The organism is Marinomonas ostreistagni (assembly GCF_016888445.1).
Lineage (GTDB): Bacteria > Pseudomonadota > Gammaproteobacteria > Pseudomonadales > Marinomonadaceae > Marinomonas > Marinomonas ostreistagni.
Map to the genome: position 1 here is coordinate 657,748 of NZ_JAFEKF010000001.1, position 23,138 is coordinate 680,885.

The 23,138-nt window shown below is 47.0% G+C and carries 20 protein-coding genes; 15 read left to right on the forward strand and 5 right to left on the reverse strand.

All coding sequences use genetic code 11. From position 1 onward, the window contains the following. Position 1 precedes the first annotated feature (1 nt). Positions 2-997 carry a cytochrome d ubiquinol oxidase subunit II gene (gene cydB, locus JQX58_RS03170; protein ID WP_204145362.1) on the reverse strand — a complete coding sequence of 332 codons (996 nt, stop codon included), beginning with the start codon at positions 995-997 and terminating at the stop codon, positions 2-4. Next, a complete protein-coding gene (locus JQX58_RS03175; RefSeq protein WP_204145363.1) occupies positions 997-2,403 on the reverse strand; it encodes a cytochrome ubiquinol oxidase subunit I in 1,407 nt (468 codons plus the stop codon). The genes cydB and JQX58_RS03175 overlap by 1 nt, the downstream gene beginning before the upstream one ends. A 331-nt stretch (positions 2,404-2,734) precedes the next feature. Between JQX58_RS03175 and JQX58_RS15620 the strand changes: the two genes are divergently transcribed. Together JQX58_RS15620 and JQX58_RS03185 are read left to right on the forward strand one after the other, a co-directional pair. Next, a complete protein-coding gene (locus JQX58_RS15620; RefSeq protein ID WP_338040684.1) occupies positions 2,735-4,624 on the forward strand; it encodes an ATP-binding protein in 1,890 nt (629 codons plus the stop codon). Next, positions 4,614-6,023: a sigma-54-dependent transcriptional regulator gene (locus JQX58_RS03185; protein ID WP_204145365.1), complete on the forward strand. Its 1,410-nt coding sequence runs from the start codon at positions 4,614-4,616 to the stop codon at positions 6,021-6,023. Before JQX58_RS15620 ends, JQX58_RS03185 begins: the two co-directional genes overlap by 11 nt. Before the next feature lie 58 nt (positions 6,024-6,081). On the opposite strand, the gene folE2 is transcribed toward JQX58_RS03185, so the two are convergent. Together folE2 and JQX58_RS03195 are read right to left on the reverse strand one after the other, a co-directional pair. Beyond that, positions 6,082-6,993: a GTP cyclohydrolase FolE2 gene (gene folE2 / locus JQX58_RS03190; RefSeq protein WP_204145366.1), complete on the reverse strand. Its 912-nt coding sequence runs from the start codon at positions 6,991-6,993 to the stop codon at positions 6,082-6,084. Positions 6,994-7,106: 113 nt separating this feature from the next. Beyond that, complete coding sequence (locus tag JQX58_RS03195) at positions 7,107-8,000, reverse strand: LysR substrate-binding domain-containing protein (RefSeq protein ID WP_204145367.1); 894 nt, start codon at positions 7,998-8,000, stop codon at positions 7,107-7,109. Positions 8,001-8,160: 160 nt separating this feature from the next. Between JQX58_RS03195 and JQX58_RS03200 the strand changes: the two genes are divergently transcribed. From JQX58_RS03200 to JQX58_RS03250, 11 genes are all read left to right on the forward strand, one after another. Next, a complete protein-coding gene (locus tag JQX58_RS03200; protein WP_204145368.1) occupies positions 8,161-9,174 on the forward strand; it encodes a hydroxyacid dehydrogenase in 1,014 nt (337 codons plus the stop codon). A 2-nt stretch (positions 9,175-9,176) separates the two neighbouring features. Continuing rightward, entirely contained in the window at positions 9,177-9,854 is a 678-nt protein-coding gene (locus tag JQX58_RS03205; protein WP_204145369.1) for an RraA family protein, read from the forward strand. 120 nt (positions 9,855-9,974) lie between these two features. Further along, positions 9,975-10,928, forward strand: a complete 954-nt coding sequence (locus JQX58_RS03210) for a Bug family tripartite tricarboxylate transporter substrate binding protein (protein WP_204145370.1) — start codon at positions 9,975-9,977, stop codon at positions 10,926-10,928. A 59-nt stretch (positions 10,929-10,987) separates the two neighbouring features. Next, positions 10,988-11,440 (forward strand): tripartite tricarboxylate transporter TctB family protein, encoded by a 453-nt coding sequence (locus JQX58_RS03215; RefSeq protein ID WP_204145371.1) that lies wholly within the window; start codon positions 10,988-10,990, stop codon positions 11,438-11,440. A 75-nt stretch (positions 11,441-11,515) separates the two neighbouring features. Next, the gene (locus JQX58_RS03220; RefSeq protein WP_338040685.1) at positions 11,516-12,946 is read left to right on the forward strand and encodes a tripartite tricarboxylate transporter permease; all 1,431 of its coding nucleotides are present in this window, start codon (positions 11,516-11,518) and stop codon (positions 12,944-12,946) included. A gap of 120 nt (positions 12,947-13,066) precedes the next feature. Next, entirely contained in the window at positions 13,067-14,038 is a 972-nt protein-coding gene (gene dctP / locus JQX58_RS03225) for a TRAP transporter substrate-binding protein DctP (protein WP_204145373.1), read from the forward strand. A gap of 1 nt (position 14,039) precedes the next feature. Further along, a complete protein-coding gene (locus tag JQX58_RS03230; protein WP_204145374.1) occupies positions 14,040-14,558 on the forward strand; it encodes a TRAP transporter small permease in 519 nt (172 codons plus the stop codon). A gap of 1 nt (position 14,559) precedes the next feature. Further along, positions 14,560-15,852, forward strand: coding sequence for a TRAP transporter large permease (locus JQX58_RS03235; RefSeq protein WP_204145375.1), 1,293 nt, complete (start codon positions 14,560-14,562; stop codon positions 15,850-15,852). 4 nt (positions 15,853-15,856) lie between these two features. Next, positions 15,857-16,807, forward strand: a complete 951-nt coding sequence (locus tag JQX58_RS03240; protein WP_204145376.1) for an SMP-30/gluconolactonase/LRE family protein — start codon at positions 15,857-15,859, stop codon at positions 16,805-16,807. Between the two features lie 369 nt (positions 16,808-17,176). Next, positions 17,177-19,048: a methyl-accepting chemotaxis protein gene (locus JQX58_RS03245; protein WP_204145377.1), complete on the forward strand. Its 1,872-nt coding sequence runs from the start codon at positions 17,177-17,179 to the stop codon at positions 19,046-19,048. 133 nt (positions 19,049-19,181) lie between these two features. Next, on the forward strand, positions 19,182-20,114 hold the full coding sequence (locus JQX58_RS03250; RefSeq protein ID WP_204145378.1) for an AEC family transporter: 933 nt from the start codon (positions 19,182-19,184) through the stop codon (positions 20,112-20,114). A gap of 71 nt (positions 20,115-20,185) precedes the next feature. On the opposite strand, the gene JQX58_RS03255 is transcribed toward JQX58_RS03250, so the two are convergent. Then, on the reverse strand, positions 20,186-20,743 hold the full coding sequence (locus JQX58_RS03255) for a YceB family lipoprotein (protein ID WP_204145379.1): 558 nt from the start codon (positions 20,741-20,743) through the stop codon (positions 20,186-20,188). 267 nt (positions 20,744-21,010) lie between these two features. Between JQX58_RS03255 and JQX58_RS03260 the strand changes: the two genes are divergently transcribed. Then, on the forward strand, positions 21,011-21,730 hold the full coding sequence (locus JQX58_RS03260; RefSeq protein ID WP_204145380.1) for a DUF2057 family protein: 720 nt from the start codon (positions 21,011-21,013) through the stop codon (positions 21,728-21,730). A 176-nt stretch (positions 21,731-21,906) separates the two neighbouring features. Next, on the forward strand, positions 21,907-22,776 hold the full coding sequence (locus JQX58_RS03265) for an aldo/keto reductase (protein ID WP_204145381.1): 870 nt from the start codon (positions 21,907-21,909) through the stop codon (positions 22,774-22,776). Positions 22,777-23,138 lie beyond the last annotated feature (362 nt).

Here is a 23,138-nt window from a genome sequence, read left to right on the forward strand (position 1 = left end):
ATTAATAGCCCTCCTGATAGTCTTCGACTTTGCCGGCAAAGACCCGGTAACCCCAAAGGGTATAAGCCAAGATCAGTGGTATAAAAATGACAATCCCGACCAGCAGAAACGTTAGGCTCGAGTCGGGGGCTGCTGCGTCCCAAATAGTGAGCTGATTCGGCATGAGGTAAGGGAATAAGCTCACCACTAGCCCCACAAAACCCAGCGCAAATATCCCTGCTGCATACCAAAATGGGCGGATTTCATGGGCGGTATCGCCTAGTCCTTGCCAAGCTAAAACGGCGAATAAAATGGTGAGCAGCGGCAATGGACTTAAGTACAGGAAGTTCATGCCATCAAACCAGCGTTCACGAATGTCTTCTGATGAAAGTACCGTCCACAAGCTAACCAGTAACATTGCCAGCATCACCACAAGAATCAGACGCTTTGCCAAGTAACCGGCATGTTGCTGAATACGGCCACGACTTTTCATATAGAGATAGCTTGCACCCAGTAGCGCATAACCTGCCATAACACTAAACCCCGTTAAGATGGCAAATGGTGACAGCCAATACCAACTGTCCAACTGAATGTGGCTGGCATTCACCCCTTGTACAATCGACCCTAGGATCAAACCTTGGCAAAACGCTGCGGTGGCGGAGCCAGCGCTGAAGGCAAAATCCCAATAAGGGCGCGAGCGATGCGCTTTAAAGCGATATTCAAATGCGACGCCGCGAAAGATCAAGGCAAACAACATCAAAATAATCGGCAGATAAAAAGTCGATAAAATGCCCGCATAGGCCGCTGGAAAAGCGGCGAATAACACCACGCCACCGAACACCAGCCAAGTCTCGTTGCCGTCCCATACGTGCGAGATCGAGCGCATTAAGTGATCACGCTCACCCTCTTGGTCGAACCATGGGTAAAGAATGCCCACGCCTAGGTCAAAGCCGTCTAGTAACACGTACATCAAGACAGCAAAACCAAGGATTAAGAAATAGAACAGTGCCAAATCCATTATTTTTCTCCGTCTTCGTGTTTTAGATTTTTTACCCACGCGAGCGCGTAGCCAGGGGCTTTCATGCCGATTAATTGTTCTTCAAGATGAGTCATCGACGGCGGGCCTTTTTTAATAAGCTTGCGCATAAAGTAGAGATAAACCCCTAGTAGTAAGGTGTAGATCACGACAAAGCCGATCAGAGTAAAGAGCACGCGCTCTGCCGGCAGCGGAGAGACCACTTCACTGGTGCGCACTAGGTTGTACACGAGCCAAGGTTGGCGTCCCACCTCGACCACATACCAGCCAGCCAGTACTGAAATCACGCCAGAAGGCGTAAACACAGCTAATGCCGCTAAGAAGGGTTTATTGCTAAACAAGGTGCCGCGTTTACGCAGCCATAGAGCGAGTACAGCTAGGCCGATCATGCCAAAGCCTAATCCGACCATGACACGGAAAGACCAAAATACCAGTGGTACATTGGGGCGATCTTCAGGTGGCACGGCTTTAAGACCTTGCACCGCGCCATCAAAGCTGTGCGTCAAAATCAAACTGCCCAAGCTTGGAATCCCCAGTTCAAAATCATTGGACTCAGTCTCCATATTGGGCATTGCAAACAACAACAGCGGGACGCGCTCTTCTTCAGCTGGCCAAATACCTTCCATCGCGGCGAGCTTAGTGGGCTGATGTTCTTTAACGTTTAAACCGTGATGATCGCCAACCAGCGCTTGCAGTGGCGCTAATATCAGAGCGATCCACATGGTCATAGACAAGCCCTTTTTGGCAAACGCCATATGTTGCTTTTTGAGCAGGTAATAAGCGCTGACACCAGCGACTACAAACGTGGCGGTGATAAAAGACGCCAACAACATATGTGTTAAGCGATAAGGCATCGATGGGTTAAAAATCACGTCAAACCAGCTGGCGACGTGGAATTGGCCATCAACAATGATGTGCCCTTGTGGCGTTTGCATCCAAGAGTTAGCAACGATAATCCAAAACGCGGAAATCCAAGTGCCAATGGCGACCACGACGGTTGAGAAGAAGTGCAGCTTGCGTCCTACCCGTTGCCAGCCAAATAGCATGACGCCTAAAAAACCGGCTTCTAAGAAGAATGCCGTTAATACTTCGTAGGCCATTAGAGGCCCTAAAACAGGGCCGACAATGTCAGAGAATTTGGAGAAGTTAGTGCCAAATTCGTAGGACAAAACAATCCCAGACACCACCCCCATACCAAAGGTGATGGCGAAAGGTTTGATCCAAAATTTTGCCAATTGCAGATAGCGTGGATCGTGGGTTTTGAGCCATAAGCCTTCCCAGAAAGCGATCAAGGTTGCCAAGCCGATGGTGATGCTGGGGAAGATAATGTGGAAGCTCACCGTAAATGCAAATTGCAGGCGCGAGAGTAACGCTGTATCAAGTTCCATAAGCGAATCCGTTGTCAGGTAAAAAGTGGAATCTAGGCTTTAGAAGCTAAGCGGCGTAGAGCGAGTGGTGCCACGGCAAGACCCACAATGCTAAATAGAACACTGGCATCAATAAGAAACTGGCTGTAATTCATAGGTGTAACCTCGTCGACTGTATCGTTATTAGTGTATTGAGTTAAATCAGTTCAATTGATCTATAGCAGCATGTGTGCCAACAAAATAAATTCTTTAACATGTTGAAATCATTAGATAAAAAATTAAATTTGAAGTGTATGTAAACTAAGTTTACGATTTAATCTGAATTCTAGGTGTAAACGAGGTTTACGTTTTGGTGCTTTCAATTGCGTTTGAATTGTCTATCTGGGTGACCAGTGTGTGTGGCGTTTTGGTGGCGGCGTGGCTCCTTTGGCGCGCACGCCAGCAAGCAGATTTGCGTGCCCTAGCGGGCTTCGCTGCTATGATGGCGCTGTGGTGTTTTGGCCATTTAGCCTTATTCCATAATCAGCAATCTTTAGGCATGGTATTGCTGTTAGCCAATCCATTAATGCCGACTTTTTTCCTGCATTTCGCGCTTTTGTTTGTCAATCAAGGGCCCGCCAAGCGGCCTTGGTTAACGTCGATTGCTAGCCATATTCCTTGGGTGTACGTCACCAGTGGTGCCATCGTGATGTACAGTGTTTGGGTGAGTGCAGGGGATACGGTGCCTCTTATAGACGGTCGTCCATTCTTTGTCTTCAACGAGCTTGGCGCTGTGAATCTTGCTTATACCGTGTTGATCGGCATGCTCGGTCATGGTGTATTGATTTTGGGCTGGCAGCAGCACTCAGGTAATAAGAAGCGCTCAATCTTAGCCATGTTTGGCGTCGCTGCGTGGGGTCTGTTGCTGGCGACAAGTTTTGTCTTTCCTTCCTTTGGGATCAATGTCTTTCCTTATCCCATGCTGCTGTTGCCAAGCTATTTGTTACTGTTGGTATATGGCGTGGTGCGTTATCAAATTCTTGATGTGAATCGCTTTGCCAATCGAGCTTTATTAGCACTAGTTATGATGCTGATAGTGCTGTGTGTGATTGCGGTCTTGGGTGCTGTTTCAGGGCCGATTGGCTTACAGGCGTTAACGAGTGTCCCCATCTGGCAGTTGTGGCTTTATTCGCTGATCGTCTTGTTGATCGCCGCCGCGGTTTATCCTTGGGTACGCCGATTTAGTGAACGCTTGGTTTTCCCTGGCGCGGTTTTAAATGAGCAAATTCTAGAAAACTGGAACCGAGAGCTCAATCAAGCGGCCTCTTGGTACGCCCTAAAAACACAAGGGGAGCAGCTGCTAGCACAGCATTTGCGTCAGCCTGTGACTATTCGTTTAAATCAAAAAGACTGTCCTGATGGCTTGCACGTGAGCGTTGAAAAAGATGCCAACGGTTGGTTTGCCCAGCCTTTTAACAGTAAAGATATCAGCCCTGGTATGCGCCTAACCTTAGATGTGTTTGGGTCACTATTCGCCACCCAATGCGCAGCCTTAGAACGTTCTTTAGCGCTGGCTGAGGCGGAGCGCAAACGCCTAGATGAACAGCATTTGGTAGAGCTTGGTAGTCTGTCGGCGGCCATGGCCCATGAGCTACGTAACCCGCTAAATATCATATCGATGGCGTCTTACAATGCCCCCGCTGATACGCGGCGTCATATCCAAGAGCAGTTGAGCCGGGCCGATCGTCTGGTCAGTGATATGTTGGTCTACTCGGGCAAGCTTACCTTGCATTATCAACCTGTTGCCTTAAAGCCATTATTGGGCACTGTACTAAGTTCTCTGAATACAGACCAAGTGCTAATGACCTTGCAGCTGGAGGACGGACTTGAGCTTAACGCCGATCCTCATCGGTTGCAGCAGGTGTTTATTAATCTGATTGATAATGCCTTGGCCTATGTGCGCAATCAGTCAGACGGCTCTATTTGCATTGAAGCTCATCAAGAGGACGCTGAGCTTGTGTGTCGTATTCACAATAACGGCCCAGTGCTTGATCCTAGTATTGAACAAGATCAGCTATTTCGTCCCTTTGTCAGTAAACGACAGGGCGGTAGCGGCCTAGGGTTAGCGATCGTGCGCCGAATTATGGATGCTCATCATGGCCAGATTAGTCATCGCAACGATTTAGGTTGGCCAGTGACCTTTGAATGTCGTTTGCCTCTTACCTCACAAGCATTTTCAGGAGAAACACCGGATGTCGGATAGTGGTTATATTTTATTAGTTGACGATGAGCCGGCTTTTCGTGAATTGGCTGGTGGCTGGCTGGTTCAGCAGGGTTTCAAAGTCAAAACAGTGGGATCGGTAGACGAAGCCTTAGAAGCCAAAAAAAGCCAAGGGTTACCAGATTTGGTGCTGCTTGATTTATCGCTGCCGCCGTATTTTGATCCGCAGAAAACCCTGTTGGCCATGCCACAGTTTGAAGGTTGCCCAGTGATCATTATTACTGGCCACGCTGAGCGTGAGCTGTCCCTGCAAGCCATTGCCCAAGGGGCGTGGGATTTTATCGCTAAGCCAGTGGACCCAGACATGCTGGCGGTAGTGGTGCGTCGAGCATTGGCGAAAACGCATTTGGAGCGTGAAGTGGCGCGCTTACAAGGCAGTGCAACAAAAGCAGGTGCCGACACCTATATCGGCATTTCTGACAGTACTCAGCGCATTCGAGCATTGATCGAGCGTATCGCGCCGACGGATGTGCGTGTGTTGGTGACAGGGCCTTCTGGTACCGGCAAAGAAGTGATTTCTCGAGCCATCCACGATCTCAGTGCTCGTGCGAAAGGGCCGTTTATCTCGGTGCATTGTGGTGCCATTCCCGCAGAATTATTAGAGAGCGAATTATTTGGCCATGTTAAAGGGGCGTTTACAGGCGCAGATAAAGATAAGCAGGGCTTACTGAAGCTTGCTGATGGCGGTACTTTGTTTCTCGATGAAATCGGTGAAATGCCGGTGCCGATGCAAGTCAAGCTGCTGCGTGTGCTGCAAGAGGGCAGTTATTACCCAGTCGGTGGACGCAGCTTAGAGCAAATTGATGTGCGTATTGTATCGGCGACCAATGCAGATCTGGCTGAGCGTGTTGAGCAGGGCTCGTTTCGTGAGGATTTATACTATCGCATCAAGGGCGTTAGCATCGAAACGCAGGCCTTGGACACGCGACCAGAGGACATTCCGACCTTATTGCAAAGTTTTTTGAGTGCGCTTGAGGTCAAGCAGGGCAAGCGCTTTTATCTTGCCAATGATGCCTTACAGTGGTTTCGACAGCGCCTATGGCCAGGTAATGTACGTGAGCTGAAAAACACTTTAGAAAGCGTCGCTGCCATCAGCATGGGCGGCCAGATTACCTTGGCTGATATTCAGCTGCTAAATTACGCTATTAAACCTGAGCGCCCAGCAACTTTCGCCACTGATAACTTAGCCAGCCCAACAGCGATGTCTGTCACTTTGGAACGTACTCTGGATGAACAGGTTCAGGCACTGGAAATCTCATTAATTCAGGCTGCGCTAAGCAAAACCGAGCAAAATAAAACCCAAGCAGCGAAACTACTTGGGTTATCACGTCAGGGCTTGATTAAGAAGATTGAGCGCTATCAAATTGAGCCAACCGAATAGCAGCGGCAGAGATAGAGGATGCTAATGATTATATCGAATCATTACGCTTACAGCCTGACTAAACATTAGTTAAACGGTGCCCAAATTGTGATTCAGCGATGGCGTCGTGACCGTGCAGGCTTTCGTAATGCGCAACGCGTAAATACCCCTGATAACCGGACTGAGTAAGTGCCAACATAAGGCGTCTAGTTGCATCTTCTACAAACATTGGGTTCTGGCCATTGTTGATAGCAAATTGCTGCTCGTCTTGGCGTTTTACAAATGTTTGAACTGGCGTACCTAGAGCGTCTTCAGCAAGATCGATTAAGGTCTCGATAGGGAGTGACGCGTCTTGAGCAAGTTTGACATTAATCGTCGCTTCACTCCGTTGGCTGTGAGGAATCGCTAAAGTACCGTAGCTGTTCAGCCAGTCAGCAACAGATGCTGTGTCGATAGGCTCTTGCACTTCGCCAAATGCTTGCAAAAAAGCGTCCTTAAGGGCTGAACGTGATAACGCTGCCGAAGCAGGGCAACTAGAAGAATACGTCACGGTAAATTGCAATTCGAGCGCTACGCTTGAGTCTTTTTGGTAATGTGCTGTCAATTTGATCGGGTAGCGGTTCCAGCCAAATTGCTGGCTGTGAAGAGCAGAGCGTTGGCGTAATAATTCAAACTCAAGTTCAATATTTAACTCTGTAGAGCAGACTTCTTGTTGCTGTTTTAGAGCGGAATGTGCGCAATCCGTCAGCGCCTGAGTATTTAAAATGTTTTGGCTCAAAGCTTTTAAGGACTGATACATTCTCGACATATGCAGCCCTTTTTGCGCATTTTGTACATTCGCTGTAATTCGCGCTGTGGCGGGAGCTTGTACTATCTGCCGGTCGATCTCCAGCTGAAGAGGTAGTGATATCTTAGCCATGCCTACTTGATCGATGGCAAGGTCGTCTGCCAGTGCGCTAGCGACATCTGGTAATTCTAAAGAGGCGTTCATAAAAGTAGCAGTTGCAATGATTGATAATGTTATAACATAACATTAAGGTGTTCGAGAACGCCATTCCTAAAGAATGAATAAATATCATAAAGACATGATACATAGTCATGCCTCTAGCCGTTGACGCGCTTTACGCCGTAGTTGCCGCTGTGGTTGGCCAAGATGTTATGTAGCTCTTCAATGACCAAACCGCGTGGGCAAGCTTTGCGTTCGATGATACCAATTTGTCGTGTGAGCTGAGGTTCACCAAAGGGAATACGTTGTAATCCGATTGAATCTGCCTGCATAAGGGCTACATGTGGCACTACGGAAATACCCAAGCCGTGGTGTACACAGGTTAAAATCGTACCGATCATATCGATCTCAGCGACATCTTGAGTGGTGACGCCCATACGTGAAATCTCAGTATCGATTAAGTTCGCCAGCGGAACGGCGCTACGAAACCGAATGAATGGGAGAGTGTTTAACATCTCTTTTGCTGAGAGGATCGGCGTGCCTGGGGCAGCGACGATCCATAATGGTTCATTTAAAAAGGGACTCCAGCGCAAAGTTGATGGTATGCCAACGTGTTCGGCGACGATCGCAGCATCTAGATGTCCAGACTCTACATCTGAAACTAAATTTGCGGATAAGCCGATACGTAAATTGGTTTTCAGAAATGGATATTTGTCACGCATTTCGACCAGCGCCGCGGGTAGCAAATTAACGGCACTTGACCGCACGGAGCCAATCACCAAAGTCCCAGCTATGCGATCGCCCCGCAATGATGACTTAGTGTCTTCTTCAAGCCGCAGCATCTCGTTAGCCATCTCCAAGACTTGCAAGCCTTGTGGTGTTAACGTGGGAGGCCGAGTGGAGCGATCAAAAAGCTCGATCGACAGCTCTTGCTCGAGGGCTGCAATCTGCTGTCCGACTGCGGCAGGCGTTAAATTTACGTGAGTAGCGGCTTTGGCGAAAGTGCCATATTTCTTTACCGCTGCGAGCGATTTCAGTTGCCGTGTATCCATAGATAAAGAAAACCTTTATGTAAGGTAAAAAATATTTCGCTATCATAAATAAAATCTATTTTTTAGTCTAATTCTTATCAGGACAGCTTGGATTGCTGCCATGTGATCTTGATTTGGTTGCCGCCAAGGCTTTGATCTCAATTTAAATGATAAGAACAATATGACTACTAAAACGATTCTTGTAACTGGGCCGGAGCTTGCTCCTAGTGCCAGTCAATATCTAGCTAATCATGGCTACACCACGGTGCATACGCCGCCTTATGCTGATAGTGATGTCATCGCTAAGCTTTTGCGTGAAACGCAAGCGGTGGGTGTCATTTCTCGAATGGGCCGCCTCGATGCGGCGACCATGGATGCAGGCCTTCCTCATCTAAAAGTCATTGCCAAACATGGTGTGGGCGTTGACAACATCGATACAGCCGCCGCGGCTGAGCGCAATATTCCTGTTGTTGTCGCGACAGGTGCTAACGCTGTATCGGTGGCTGAACACACCATTTCTCTTCTTTTAAGCACTGTAAAGCGCGTTGTTCCCCTTGATAAAAGCCTCCATGAGGGACGCTGGGAGAAGCCAGGCTTTTCTGGCGTAGAGTTGGCGGGCAAATCGATGGGGCTATTTGGTATGGGGGCTATCGCACAAGCCACCGCCAAGATGGCAGCGGGTTTTGCTGTCAAACTTTATGGCTTTGATCCTTATGCACCGGATGCGGTATTTGAAGAGTACGGTGTCACCCGTTGTAACACCATTGATGAGTTAATGCTGAACAGTAAGATTTTAAGTCTGCATTGTCCTCTTACGGATCAAACTCGCGCCATTATCAATGCTGAAAACATTGCCAAGATGCCAGTCGGAAGTTACATCGTGAACACTGCCCGTGGTGGCCTTATTGATGAAGAGGCTCTGGTAGCGGCGATTCAATCTGGGCATTTAGCTGGCGCTGGACTGGACACCTTTGCGATTGAGCCGCCAAGCGCTGATCACCCGTTCTTAAAAGAAGACGCAATTGTGGTGACGCCTCATATTGGTGGCGTCACGACTGAGGGCAGTACTCGTGTCAGCGAAGACGCCGCCCTAGGTGTGGTTCGTATTGTCGAAGGCCAAGCGTTACCAGCACATCGCATTATTAATCGTAATTTATTAGCAGATATGGCACCGTTTGTGTCGCAAGGAGAATAACAATGAGTTTAGGTTTTCAGATTTTAGAGCGTAAACGTGTCGCTTCTGACGAATTAATTGAAGCGTTTACGGGCTTACCTGTGGCCAATGTATCGGACTCTATGAATCGCGTATTTGCTGCTGGCCCAAGCTTGCGCCCAATGCATGCATCGGGCGCCATGATTGGTCGTGCGTTAACTGTTAAATCGCGCCCAGGTGATAATCTGATGTTGCACAAAGCGATTGATATGGCGCAACCAGGTGATGTCATTGTCGTGGATGCAGGCGGTGATTTGAGCAATGCACTGATGGGCGAGCTGATGTTGGCGCATGCTATTAACCGTGGTGTGACCGGCTTTGTTTTAAATGGCGCCATCCGTGATTTGGATGCTTTTGTTGAAACCAACCTGCCAACGTTTGCTGCGGGCGTCACGCACCGTGGTCCTTACAAAGATGGTCCAGGTGAAATCAATGTGCCCGTAAGCATTGATGGCATGATCATTGAACCAGGTGACATTGTTATTGGTGATTGTGATGGCGTTCTGGCAGTGCCGTTAGACCATGCTCAAGCAGTCTTAAAAAGTACTTTGGAAAAACAAGACAAAGAAGTGACGCAGATGGCGGCTATTAAAGCTGGCACCAACGACCGTAGTTGGGTGGATGCGGCACTTAAAGCAAAAGGTTGTAAATTCCCAGAGTGATTCAGTAGGGAGTTTTGCTCGGCGGTGCGTACGCACCGCGGGGCTTTTTTAGGTTCACCCTAGAGCTAAATGCTCAAATACCAGCGGCATGTGCCGCAATCAAATCTCAGGAGAAGACGCATGTTCAATTATAAAAAGAAAGCTGCGCTTATGAGTGCCTTGTTACTGACATCCGGTGCTGCGTTAGCTGATTACCCAGAAAAACCGATTACACTTATTGTGGGGTTTTCAGCGGGTGGTGGCACCGATGTGATGGCGCGCAATGTGGCCCCATTTATTGAGAAGTACTTAGGCGATGGTGCCAGCATTGTGGTCAAAAATATGCCCGGTGCGAGTGGACAAATAGGGATTACTGAAGTTGCTCACTCTGATCCAGATGGTTATACGCTAGGTACCTACAACCTGCCTGGCATGATGGCACGTACCTTAGATCGTGATGCAAAATATGATGCCGAAAGCTTTACTTACCTAGCCAATGTCGTCAGTGACCCCAATGTTATTGTAACTTCAAAGCGTTCAGGGATTACCACAGCACAACAGTTCATTGAACAGGCTCAAGAAGCACCACGCTCGATTACGGTTGGTATGTCTAGCCTTGGCGGGGATGATCACTTAGGCTTAACCAAGTTCCAAAACATTACTGATACCGAATACACCATTATTCCTTTCAAAGGTTCTTCAGCAGCCCGCACAGCCATTTTGGGTGGTCATGTTTCAGCGGGCGTTCTTAATATCTCTGAAGTGGCAGCGTTTAAAGACGAATTAAATGTCATTGGTGTCGCTAAGGCGGAGCGCTCTGAATATGCGCCGAATGTGCCAACTTTTGCGGAGCAGGGCGTTGATTTTACCAATGGCGCATTGCGCGGTTTTGTCGCGCCCGCAGGCTTGCCAGAAGACATTCAAGCCAAATTATTAGACGCCTTTGATAAAGCCACTAAAGACCCAGAGCTACTGGCCAAAATGAAAGCAACAGCCAATCCTGTTGAGGTGACGTTAGGCGAAGATTTTGAGCAGCTTAATAATGAGTTGCATGATTTGGCTAACCAAGTGTGGCAAACCACGCCTTGGAAATAGCCCTTCGGGTGTGGGCCATTGGCCCACACGCTTTTTTACCGAAACAATAAAGGCTTGTGATGAATAATAAAAAATCAAACCTATTATTGCAGCCCATGACACTGATCGCGGCAACTTTGTTTGTCGGGTCGGCAGCGTTTTTAAGCTCGGCCATGGCGTTGAGCGGCAATGCTAAGCTTCTACCCGTGGCTATGCTAGTCGCTATGATGGTGTTATCCGTCATCTTACTGCTGTCTCATATCAAAAAAGCTTCCGTTCAAACCCCTACTGCAGCGGTGAAAGCCCCTATGCGTGTGATCGGTGCATTACTGGCAGTGGTGTTGTTTGTCGTAGGCGTCGATTTATTTGGCTTCTATCTGGCGGCGGCACTGTTTGTACCGGTCTGTGCCTATCTGTTTGGTTGTCACAGCATCAAAGCATTGCTGATTTCTGATGTGATCGTGGTGGCGGCGATTTACTTGATCTTTGGCGTTGCGATGTCGAAAGAGTTTCCTGTTGGTTGGATTTGGTGAGAGTGATTAATTATGTATGGTGATTTATTAGCAGCTCTGCCAAATGTGGTCTCTATAGAGAATTTTTTGGCGATTGTGATTGGTGTATTAGCGGGTATCGCTGTCGGAGCCATGCCGGGCTTGAGTGCCACCATGGCTATTTCAGTATTAGTGCCTTTTACCTTTGGTCTCGACCCTCTGGTGGCTCTAGGTCTGATGGCCGGTATTTATAATGGCGCTATGTACGGTGGTGCTATCCCGGCGGTGTTGTTACGCATCCCTGGCACACCGGCCGCAGTGGCCACCAGTTTTGATGGTTATCCCATGGCTCAACAAGGGCGGGGTGGCTACGCACTTCAAGTGGCCGTTGTATCTTCCGCTTTTGGTGGTATTGCTAGCGCTTTAGCATTGATGTTACTGGCGCCACCCTTGGCTAAGGTGACTTTGCTATTTGGCCCAGCAGAGGTTTTTTGGATCGCTGTTTTTGGTTTATGTAGCATCATTTTCTTATTGGGTGAGAGTCCTATTAAAGGCTTGATAAGCGCTTGTTTCGGAATTTTTGTCTCAATGATCGGGGCCGATCCCATTACCAGTGAAGAACGTTTCACATTTGGCTACTTAGAGCTGTTTGATGGTATCAGTATTGTCATCTTACTGGTTGGCCTGTATGCGATGCCGCCGGTTATCGATTTACTGGAAACCCCTCTAGAGACCAAAGGTGCCGGTAAAGCATTACACACAGAGTCCATTTTTAAAGCTTTTCCGCGCATGTTTGGCTATTGGAAAACTTGGATTCGCTCATCCTTGATCGGTATTTGGATTGGGATTTTGCCAGGCGCTGGTGGTTCAATGGCAGCGTTTATGTCATACAACGAGGCGCGCCGCTCAAGCAATAATCCAGAGCAATGGGGCGAAGGTGAGCCGGAAGGGGTAGCGGCTTCTGAAACAGCAAATAATGCGGATACAGCGTCGGCGCTTATTCCGGCATTAACGCTAGGCATACCAGGTACAGCCGTGGCGGCGGTTATGCTGGGCGGACTCTTGGTTCATGGCCTGCAGCCCGGTCCAATGTTGTTTCGCGATAATGCGGATGTGGTATTTGGCTTTATGTGGCAGTTTTTATTTGGTGCCATTTTGCTGATTTTTTTGGGTGGTTCATTAGCAACGAATAGTTTTGCCAATCTGCTGAAGCTACCTCGACCCATTCTTGGCTCGATCATTATCGTGTTGATGTTTATTGGTGTGTACTCCATTAATGAGCGAATGTTTGATGTATATCTGATGCTGATTTTCGGCATGATAGGTTACGTCATGGATAAATTTAAGTTTCCTTTGCCACCGGTGGTGTTAGGTTTAATTTTGGGTGGCTTTGCCGAAGAAAACCTGCGCCTAACGCTGTTAATCGGCCGCGGTGATTGGATGGCCTTATTTAATAACACGACTAGCTTGGTGCTAGTGGCTTTGACAATTGCGGTGATTGTCGGACCAATGATTAAGCGTCGCCTAGTAAAACAGCGTAAACCATAACCCTAAGCGTTATAAATCTAAGGGCAGCATTTCGCTGCCCTTAGTGTCTTTTAGTTCTAATCCAAGGGTTAGTGCTTTGTTAGCAATAATAAATATAGTGTAAATGCTACGGAGATCATTATGAAAATAAAAACAATTGGCGCGGTGGCGCTTTTAGCATGCTCAATGACAACTCAGGCGACCAACTGGACGGGGTATACCTACTCTTCTGTGTCAACCACGGCTGCAGTTAAGGGAATGAACCGCATCAGTGAGCGTGTTGATGAAGCCACCAATGGCGATTTTTCCATTCGCCTTCATTTAGGTAAAACCTTGCATATTCAGTCAGCAGATATTACTCAAGCCGTCGGCGATGGCATGATTGATTTTGCCGCGGATTATTTCTTTTCTGGTAATGTCCCCATCGCGCGTGTCTTGAATCTACCTATGTTGATTGAAAATGATCGCGAATGGCAGCTGGCCTATGAGGCGATCAAGCCTATGTTAGAAGCGGCCTTTGCGAACCAAGATGTGGTGCTTCTTGGTGGTTACCGCTACCCCCAGCAGGTCTTTTTCACCACCTTTGAAATGGATGAATTGAGCGATGTTGAAGGGCACAAGATCCGTGTGACGTCCCCTGAACAAGGTTACTTCGTCGAACAATTTGGTGGTTTGCCTATTACCTTGTCTGGCAGCGAAGTACCGACTGCACTCGAGCGTGGCGTGATTGACGGGGTATTAACCGCAAGTGCTGGTGGTGCCAAAAAATGGCACGAGTTTCTGCCACAGAATTACCGCTTCCCCGTGAACTATGGCAACTCAATGATCATTGCCAATATCGATTCATTCGAGGATTTAAGTGATACAGAGCAAACCACTCTAGCCAATATTGTTCGCGAAGAAGGGGATAAGATCTCTGACGCTTTCATTGCAGACGAGCAGGCACAAATGGACTCTCAGCAAGCGAAGGGTATGGTGATTACACAGCCAGCGGCGGGAGATGCTGACACTGCACGAGAGCGTTTACGTCCGTATTGGACACAATGGGCTAAGGACAATGGCCCTGAATACGAGCAAGCATTGGAATTGGTTTTAAAAGCGATAGGTAAGTGATATGGCTGCTAAGGCTTTCGTCAAAGGAGTGGCACCAGCCGCTCCTTTCTTTAATGTAGTTGGTCGTACTGTCGCACTGCTTACGTCTTTGATGCTGTCTGCCCTAGTCGTTCTAGTGACACTTGAGGTGTTGCTTAGAGCCGCGTTGGGCTACTCACTTGGTTTTGTTGAGGAGGTGACGGGTTACTTAGTCGTGGGACTCACTTTATTTGGTGCTGCGATGGCGGTGCGTGCCCAATCGTTATTCCAAGTACGTGTTCTATTCGACGCGTTTCCTAATGAATTCAAGCGTGTACTGGGAAGTTTATTCGCGGTTTTAGCCATTGCCATTTGCGCCATTCTTGCTTGGAAAACCTATGAATTAGTAGGCAGCTCTTTTAGTCGCGGTAAATTTGCGCCGACTGTGTTGCGTACACCGCTATGGGTACCACAACTGTTGTTGCCGCTTGGCTTTGTGACGATTGCGGTATTCATACTCGAGCATTTGTTGATTCTTCTACGTAGTAAACAGGGCGAATAATATGGAAGGCATTCTAATTTTTGGCCTGTTAGTTGGGCTTATTATTGGTGGTATGTGGGTTCAGTTCGCTGTGGCGAGTGCCGGGTTGGCCTATCTTTATAGCATGGGTGGCTTATCGAGCTGGAAGGCACTGGGTATAGTTAGCTGGGGGTCGGCCAATAGCTTTACTTTAGCAGCCATCCCTTTGTTTATATTAATGGCGGAGATTTTGTTGGGATCAGGCTTAAGTGGTCGTCTGTACAACGGTGTATCCCCGTTTGTACGTAAACTACCCGGTGGTCTGTTACACACAAATATCGCTGGCAGTGGCATTTTTGCAGCGATTTCAGGAGGCAGTGCACCGACAGCGGCGGCCATGTCGACAGTCGCCCTCCCTGAGCTGTCGAGCCGCGGCTATAACACGCGTTTAGTGTCCGGTTCACTTGCTGCTGGGGGCACATTAGGTATTTTGATTCCGCCTTCGATTACTATGATTATCTATTCCACGTTTACGGAGACATCGATCGCGCAATTGTTTTCTGCGGGGATGCTGCCTGGGATTTTATTAGCGTTATTTTACATGGGCTTAATCATGTTGCGTTGTACCCTAAACCCAAGTTTGGCGCCGCGAGATCATAGTAAGCTTACCTTAGCGGAGCTTGCTAAAGCGGGGCTAGATATTTTGCCGTTTTTGATGCTGATCTTTATCGTGTTGGGCAGTATTTATGGGGGCATCGCGACGCCTACTGAAGCGGGGGCGGTTGGTGTAATCGGCGCGATGATCGTGGCCGCGATCTACCGCCGCTTAAATTGGGCGCTCTTGGCGCAAGCGCTCCAGCGTACCATTCGTATGAGCGGTAACATCCTTTTTATCGTCTTCACGTCGATGATTTTTGCCTACGCCACAGCCTTATCAGGAGCAGGTGAAGAGCTGGTTGAGTATCTGCAAGATGCGGATGTGTCACGTTTAGCCTTCTTGCTGATTGTGATGGTCATTTTCGCCATACTAGGCTGTTTTATGGAAGGCTTGGGCATGATTGCGATCATCGTTCCAGTGCTTTTTCCCGCTTTGATGGCGCTCGATATTAACCTCATTTGGTTTGGTGTCTTTGTCGTAATCTTAGTAGAGCTGGGACAGTTAACGCCACCGCTCGGCGTCATACTCTTTGTTGTGGCAAGTTCATCAGACAAAGTAAAAGTAGAGGATGTGGTGTTAGGAACCTTGCCTTTCTTTATCGTCATTGTCGCTTTTTTATTACTGCTGATTGCGGTCCCAGATATCGCACTCTTTTTACCTTCGCTAACGTCAGGATGATTTTATGAATTACCCATTTCCACAGCCGACAGTATTTGATGCTGAGGTATTTACTGCATTGCCGGAAGAACTACGCCGCCCTGGTGTCAGCTCTTATTGGGCCGAGCGTAACAAGCGAGGCCTAGCAGTTGATAGTTTTATCGAAGGTCCATCCTTTGATCGTGACGGAAATCTATGGTTTGTGGATATTCCTTTTGGACGAATTTTACGTGCCGACCCAAAGGGCAATATTGAACAGATAGTAGAATATGATGGTCAACCTAATGGCTTAAAAATTCATCAAAATGGTCAGATTTATATTGCTGATTTTCAGAATGGGATAGTGCAGTTGGATCCTGGTACGCGTGAGATCCGCAATGTTTTAAAAGATTGTGACTCAGAAGGTTTTAAGGGATGTAATGATTTGCATTTTGGTCCTGATGGGGCATTGTATTTTACCGATCAGGGTCAAACAGGATTACACGATCCTACTGGGCGAGTGTATAAATGGCAGCCTGAAACAGGTGAATTAACATGTTTAATCGACACTGCACCTAGCCCAAATGGCTTAGTGCTTGATGTAAACGGACATGTTTTATATTTAGCAGTTACACGTGCAAACGCTGTATGGCGCTTGCCTTTAGCAGAAAGCGGTCGTGTGAATAAGGCAGGGCTTTTCTTGCAGTACAACGGTGGTCGTGCTGGCCCAGATGGTTTGGCGTTAACCTCTGAAAATGGTGTCGTGGTTTGCCAAACTGGGATGGGGTTAGTATGGGTGTACGATGCTTTAGGGCAACCTGTGGCAGTCGTGCGATCGCCTAAGGGGCTCGGTACCACTAACTGTGCCTTTGGCGGGGAAGGGCTGCGTACCTTATACATCACTGAATCCGATAGTGGTTCTATTTTAAAAGTGGAATTTCCTAAACACCTTAATATTGCAGGCCATCCAATGTATTCCGGTTATACTGGAAATTGATAAATGACTGGACAGCATACCTTTAAAACCCACTAATTAGTGGGTTTTTTTATTGCCTATAGATGGTAATAGTTATTATTTTTATATTCTTTATTTGATTAATTTTGACGAGTTGGTTATCTCAAAAAAGAACTATCTAAACTTAATAAGAAAACGCTGTCGCAATAAGTAAAATTAAGGTCTAAAAAGGCTATTAATGGCGCATATATTGTAATATTTTCTGCATGTCTATTACTGATAATTTAAATACTTGATGCGCAAGACATCATGGTGATAGATGATCTCAGTATAGTTGATTCACTCTCTGGTTATTAATTAAGCAATGGAAGGTTTGAATTGACTCGGTGGAAAATAAACTAGGGTAAAAAAATGCGTTTTAGTCATAAAATAGTAGGCGCCTCTGCGCTTTTGCTGTTATTAACGGTGGGCTTATTAAGCCTGCAGCAACAAAGTACCGTTCGCTCCGAAGTTGAAGGATTAGTTTCTAATAGCTTAAATGAAATTGAGCGTGGAGTACGTGATACCATTCAGGCACAGGTAAGCAACAAAAAGGCCTTAGCACAGTCTACGACCGAAACCATTCAGCTTAACCCTAATGATCGTGACTATGTGCGCGATGTTTTAGATCAGCCTGCATTAAAAAGTAGCTTTTTAGCCGCTGGACTGGGTTATCAATCAGACGGCATTATTATCGATAATGATCCGAATTGGGATCCAGGTGCTGGTTATAATACGCGTACGCGTCCTTGGTTTGTGGGACCAAAACAAACCGGTGGTCTAATTATTACCGATCCATATATTGATGTTTCCTCTGGCAATACCATTGTTTCAATCGCTACGCCTGTGTACGAGGCAGGCCAGTTTGTCGGTGCCATGTATTATGATATGGAATTATCGGCTTTAGCAGACTTGGTAAACTCGGCCAATCTTTTAGATGCGGGTTATCTGTTTATCATTGAGGAAGAAGGTAAGGCGATTGCACACCCTGATGTGAGTAATAATGGTCAAAATATTCACGACTTTTTACCGGGCGTAAAAATCCAAGAAGGTGAGCAATATATTGACATTGATGGCGTGCCACATATGGTCAGTATGCTGTTTGATCGTCAGCAAGGGTGGTATGTCGTGTCTGTAGTAGATGAAGACAAAGCCTATGCTGCATTAGATAAATTACGTAATAGTTCGATCCTATTTACGATAATCGGTGTGGTGATCAGCGTGATTGTCTTGATGCTGATGATTAAGGCCTTATTGCGTCCGCTAGAAGGCCTCAATAGCGCTATCCAAGAAGTTTCAAGTGGCAAGGGTGATTTAACCAAGCGCATCGAGGTTAGCAGCACACCAGAGTTTGCTAATTTGGCTACGGGCTTTAACCGCTTCACCGAAAGTCTGCAGGATCAAATCAAGCAACTTAAACACCTTGGTGATGAGATCGTCGAAAGTGGCGATGAAACGGTTCTAGACTCGAAAAAGTCGGCTGAAGCCACGCGTAAGCAAATGCAAGAACTGGATCTTTTGGCGACGGCTATCCACGAAATGGCGATGACTGCTAACGAGGTTGCGCAAAGCGCACAAGGTGCCTCTGAGGCGGCACAAGATGTGGATAAAAATACGATCGAAGGCTCTAAAATTGTCAGTGATACAGCTACTTCAATTGATGGTTTGTCCAACCGCATTGAGCAGGCCGTAGTTCAGGTGCAGAAACTTGAAACGGCGACGTCTAATATCGAAACAGTATTGAGTGTGATCAACGACATTGCCGATCAGACTAACTTGCTGGCCCTAAACGCAGCGATTGAAGCGGCGCGTGCAGGCGAATCTGGTCGTGGCTTTGCCGTCGTTGCAGATGAAGTGCGCACACTTGCTCAGCGCACACAGGAGTCGACCACTGAAATTCGTGACATGATTGAGCAACTGCAAGCAGGCTCTGCTGCAGTATCCGTTGCCATGAGCGAAAGTCGTGTTACGGCAGGTGAGGCCGTTGAAAAAGCACAATTTGCTGATGAAGCGCTAAGAAACATTAGTAGTGCGATTGAACGTATCAGTGAAATGAACATTCAGATCGCTTCTTCTGCTCAAGAGCAAAGTCACGTAGCAGAGGACATTAATGCCAATGCGGTTAAGATTAAAGATCTGTCGACAGAAGTGTCTGAGTTGGCTGAGTCGTCTAACCAATCGATGGAGAAACAGCGCGCTAGTACGTCATCACAAAAAGACCTATTAGATCGCTTTATCGTTTAGTCTGGATCTGACGCGTAACGCCTCCTTCGGGAGGCGTTTTTGTTTGTCCTCATTAACTGCGCTTTTTGCTGCAGGGTTTGTGTAATCATATTAGCCACTTCTTAATGACCTAATTTGCCACAAAGGATTTGGTTTGAACGCCGTTCTCAATATTACTGCGCCGATTTTCTTTTTAATCTTGCTTGGCTTTATTGCTATTCGATTTAAATTATTACCTAAAGAAGCTTTACCTGCTCTGAGCAAGTTTGTGCTGTACATGGCGCTTCCTTCGGTGATGATCACCAAAATCGCAGCGTTAGATTTGGCGGCCGTTATCAATGTGCCTTATATGCTGGTCTATGCCCTGGCTGGACTAACTGTCTTTGTTGTGACGTTAATGCTGGCGCGCTTTGTCTTAAAAGAGCGCTGGAGCACTTCGGGGGTCAGCGCTATGGGTGGCATGATGCCCAATAGTGCTTTTATAGGCTTTCCGATTTTATTGCAGTTCCTCGATACGGCTCCTGCTCAGGCGTTTGCTATGGCGTTGGTGGTTGAGAACATTCTATTTTTGCCGTTAGGTTTGATCTTTGTTGAATCCGTACATGGGCACTCAGGCGGTACAGTAAAGTTTGTATTGGCGAAAGTCGCTAAGCGTATCGCTACCAACCCCATTATTTTAGCGGTGTTCTTCGGTGTTTTGATGTCGATGTTGGGGCTGCATTTTCCTCGTGCCATTGGTGGCGGTTTAGAGCTATTGGCGCAGGCGGCGGCACCTGCTGCACTGATTGTTATCGGTGGCTCCTTAGTCGGTGTGGTAATCAAAGGAGATAAATTGCGTATTGGGCTGGTAACCAGTATGAAGCTTATATTATTTCCTACAATGACGTTTATTTTGTTGCAGTTTTTCCCCGCTATGCCGTACCACTTAAAAGCGGGCGTACTGGTGTTTTCTACTGTCCCCATGTTTAGTGTCTACCCCATTATCGGCGGAGAATATGGGCAGCGCGACTTTTGCGCTAGTGTATTGTTAGTGACGACGATTCTGTCGTTTTTTAGTATTAGCTTAATGTTGCATTATTTGTCTTGATGACTCTGTGAGTGCAAAAAAAAGCCGCTCTACCAATGTAGCGCGGCTTCTTATGGTCAGCTAACAGACAATTATTGGCGAGGCTTAAGTGCTAGACGGCCTTGCTCGATGGTTAAGTCTAGAGGGACGTTAGACAATAGGCGCGCTGTGCTGTTGCTTTGGTCAAGCGTGTACACAGGGTTGGAGGCTAGATAGCCATTAATCAAGGTCATGACTTCGTTGCTCAGTGGCGCTAGATTACCTTTATAGCCACCGGCGTCAACTGAGCTATCTAGTAGCGATAGCGAGCGTACAAATATAGCTTTCTTTTCACTGTCATAGTAGGGCGTACCCTCGAGCGATAAATTTAGCTTCGCAGGGTAATTAAAGCCAAAGACGCTGATGTTGGCCGTCGCTAAAGTACCAAGCTGTATGACATCGCGGCCATCAGGACCGATATTCGCATCAATATCATCGACACTCAGTGTTAGCGGGATGTTACCTAAAGAAGCCTGTGTCTGTAGCTCACCCAAGCGCGAGTCTAACAGTCGCTCAAGCTCAGCATTAGAGATGGTATAGGTGGATAGCTGCGACAACGTAGCGCAACCGGTCAAGATTAAGGTCATGCAAGCGGCAATGATGGCTTTCATAGGTTTCTCTTTAGCAGGTAAAAAAATGAGTGTAGCGCGGTTTCTAGTTGTCTGTAAAAGTGATCAGCCGATAGCCATCTATTTTTTACAAAATGATGGCATTTAAGTAGGTGAATGCTGGTGCTGTATCCATGAGTCAAACGAAATGCGCAAAAAAATGTCATTTGTCTTGTGAGATGAGGTTGTAAAAGATCAAATGCGCATACTTTGTGGTAGGTTAGCTGTACAAATATGTACGATTGCTATCACTTTTAAGGAGTCATTAAAGTGAAATTACGTTCTGGTGTTGTGGTGATGGGGATGTTGCTTGGCGTGACAAGCCTGCCAACGGTTGCAGCCACTTTTGAAGTGCCTCGAAATTTCGAGATTATGTATGTGGATCTACAAAGCCCTGGCAAGTTTGGGGGCGATTTTAAAGCCGAGGTTGAGCCGGGTCAGCATCAGTTTGTGGTTCGTTTTAATCAACGTGTCGGCGGTGGTGATGATGGTCAGCATTTTGAATCTGATCCGTACATCATTGAGGTGGATGTTGAGCAAGATGCTGAGCTGGAGCTGAAAGCACCTTACTTTTTCCGTAAAAGTGATGCGGCTAAGTACGAAGACAACGTTGAATTTACCTTGGTCAACAACGCCAGTGATGCAGAGCTTGAGTACGATGTGCGTATGCTACCGCACCGTTCTGGTGTACAGCAGATGCGTAACTACAAAGCAGAGATTCGAGCCTTCACAGCAAGCTACACCGATAATGCTGTAGATGGACCAAAACCTGCGGCAGAAGAAATGATGGCAACCGAAGAGCTAGAAATGTTGAAGTTCTGGTTCAATAAAGCCGATGCGCAAACGCGTAAAGACATTCGCATCTGGATGGTGGATAACAGCCATCAGCCAGCGCAGTCTTCTACGGCGTTTGAGATGATGACTTTCTGGTTTGCTAAAGCCTCACCAGTAGATCAAAAAGCCTTCCAAGTATGGCTTCTTAACGGTTAGTCTGTCAGGCGTTACAAAGAAAACCGACCCTAGGGTCGGTTTTTTTGTGTTTGGATTACGCAAATTTGTATGGATTCATGAATTCTATGCACTAGTCTATTCGTTATATATGGCTAACTGTGCTTGGTGCTATGCATTAGTATGTATTCTTTGATCACCTAAGAGGAAGGTAAAGCATGCAGCACACATTACTGAACAACGGTCTACAAATGCCTATGGCAGGGTTTGGAGTCTTTAAAGTTACAGACAAAGATGAGTGTCGACAATCTGTATTGCAGGCCATTCGTGCAGGCTATCGTTTGATTGATACGGCGGCTGTCTACGGCAATGAAGATGCGGTAGGGGAGGCTGTTTGCGAGGCTATTAGTGAGGGTTTGTGTACACGTGAAGAGCTATTCATTACCTCGAAGCTTTGGGTGCAGGATATGGCTAATTACGCTGCTGCCGAAGCTGGCATTAAGGCCTCACTAGAGAAGTCCGGACTTGAGTACTTCGACTTATACCTTTTGCACCAAGCAATGGGTGATTACTTCAGTGCTTGGCGTGCGATGGAAGATGCTTACGAAGCGGGTTCATTAAAGGCGATTGGTGTATCAAACTTTTACGCTCATGTGTTAACTAACTTTTGTGAAACAGTGCGTATCAAACCGGCCGTGAACCAGATCGAGTTACACCCTTACCATGCTCAAAGTGACGCACTTAAAACTATGCAGCATTACAATGTACAGCCTGAAGCATGGGCCCCTTTAGGGGGTGGTCGTCATCAGCCGTTTGACAATGAAATGTTGGCCGACATTGCCACCGCACACAATAAGTCGATCGCACAGGTTGTGCTGCGCTGGAATATTCAGCGTGGTGTGACAGTCATTCCTAAGTCGGTGCACGAAGAGCGCATCCAATCAAATTTCGACCTCTGGGATTTTGAGTTGTCGGACGAGCAAATGGCGCAGATTAGCGAGCTGGATTTAGGTTATGTTGGTGAAACGATTAAGCACTTTGAGCCAGATTTTGTGCGTGGCTGTTTAAGCGTAAAAATTCACGATTAGTATGCGTGCAAATTCGACGCCTAGCGTAGCAGTGAAATGAGATATCTAGTCGTTAAAACCTTGGTAAATGGTGCGATTACGACAATAAAAAACAAGATGTCGTAAATGGAGCTTTGGCTGGCGTATTTAGCAACATCATAATCTGTAGAGTCCCTTACCATTACTCTCGACATCGCGTCATATTAGCTCTGCCCGATATTGTCTGCGAAGTCCTCTATGGAATGGTGATCAAATTTTAGAATGTTGCCAACAATGTTAGCTTTCATAAATGGGGGATTGCTAGCATTGGCATTGATGGCTTAGGTCGTTGGTGTTGGTAGCATTCAAAACATCACCCTTTAAGGGAAGTATGCGCGACTCTT

Bases quoted from the DNA above. Each gene is read 5' to 3' on its own strand.
- cydB (WP_204145362.1), bottom strand. From the start codon at position 997: ATGGATTTGGCACTGTTCTATTTCTTAATCCTTGGTTTTGCTGTCTTG.
- JQX58_RS03175 (WP_204145363.1), bottom strand. From the start codon at position 2,403: ATGGAACTTGATACAGCGTTACTCTCGCGCCTGCAATTTGCATTTACG.
- JQX58_RS03185 (WP_204145365.1), top strand. From the start codon at position 4,614: ATGTCGGATAGTGGTTATATTTTATTAGTTGACGATGAGCCGGCTTTT.
- folE2 (WP_204145366.1), bottom strand. From the start codon at position 6,993: ATGAACGCCTCTTTAGAATTACCAGATGTCGCTAGCGCACTGGCAGAC.
- JQX58_RS03195 (WP_204145367.1), bottom strand. From the start codon at position 8,000: ATGGATACACGGCAACTGAAATCGCTCGCAGCGGTAAAGAAATATGGC.
- JQX58_RS03200 (WP_204145368.1), top strand. From the start codon at position 8,161: ATGACTACTAAAACGATTCTTGTAACTGGGCCGGAGCTTGCTCCTAGT.
- JQX58_RS03205 (WP_204145369.1), top strand. From the start codon at position 9,177: ATGAGTTTAGGTTTTCAGATTTTAGAGCGTAAACGTGTCGCTTCTGAC.
- JQX58_RS03210 (WP_204145370.1), top strand. From the start codon at position 9,975: ATGTTCAATTATAAAAAGAAAGCTGCGCTTATGAGTGCCTTGTTACTG.
- JQX58_RS03215 (WP_204145371.1), top strand. From the start codon at position 10,988: ATGAATAATAAAAAATCAAACCTATTATTGCAGCCCATGACACTGATC.
- dctP (WP_204145373.1), top strand. From the start codon at position 13,067: ATGAAAATAAAAACAATTGGCGCGGTGGCGCTTTTAGCATGCTCAATG.
- JQX58_RS03230 (WP_204145374.1), top strand. From the start codon at position 14,040: ATGGCTGCTAAGGCTTTCGTCAAAGGAGTGGCACCAGCCGCTCCTTTC.
- JQX58_RS03235 (WP_204145375.1), top strand. From the start codon at position 14,560: ATGGAAGGCATTCTAATTTTTGGCCTGTTAGTTGGGCTTATTATTGGT.
- JQX58_RS03240 (WP_204145376.1), top strand. From the start codon at position 15,857: ATGAATTACCCATTTCCACAGCCGACAGTATTTGATGCTGAGGTATTT.
- JQX58_RS03245 (WP_204145377.1), top strand. From the start codon at position 17,177: ATGCGTTTTAGTCATAAAATAGTAGGCGCCTCTGCGCTTTTGCTGTTA.
- JQX58_RS03255 (WP_204145379.1), bottom strand. From the start codon at position 20,743: ATGAAAGCCATCATTGCCGCTTGCATGACCTTAATCTTGACCGGTTGC.
- JQX58_RS03265 (WP_204145381.1), top strand. From the start codon at position 21,907: ATGCAGCACACATTACTGAACAACGGTCTACAAATGCCTATGGCAGGG.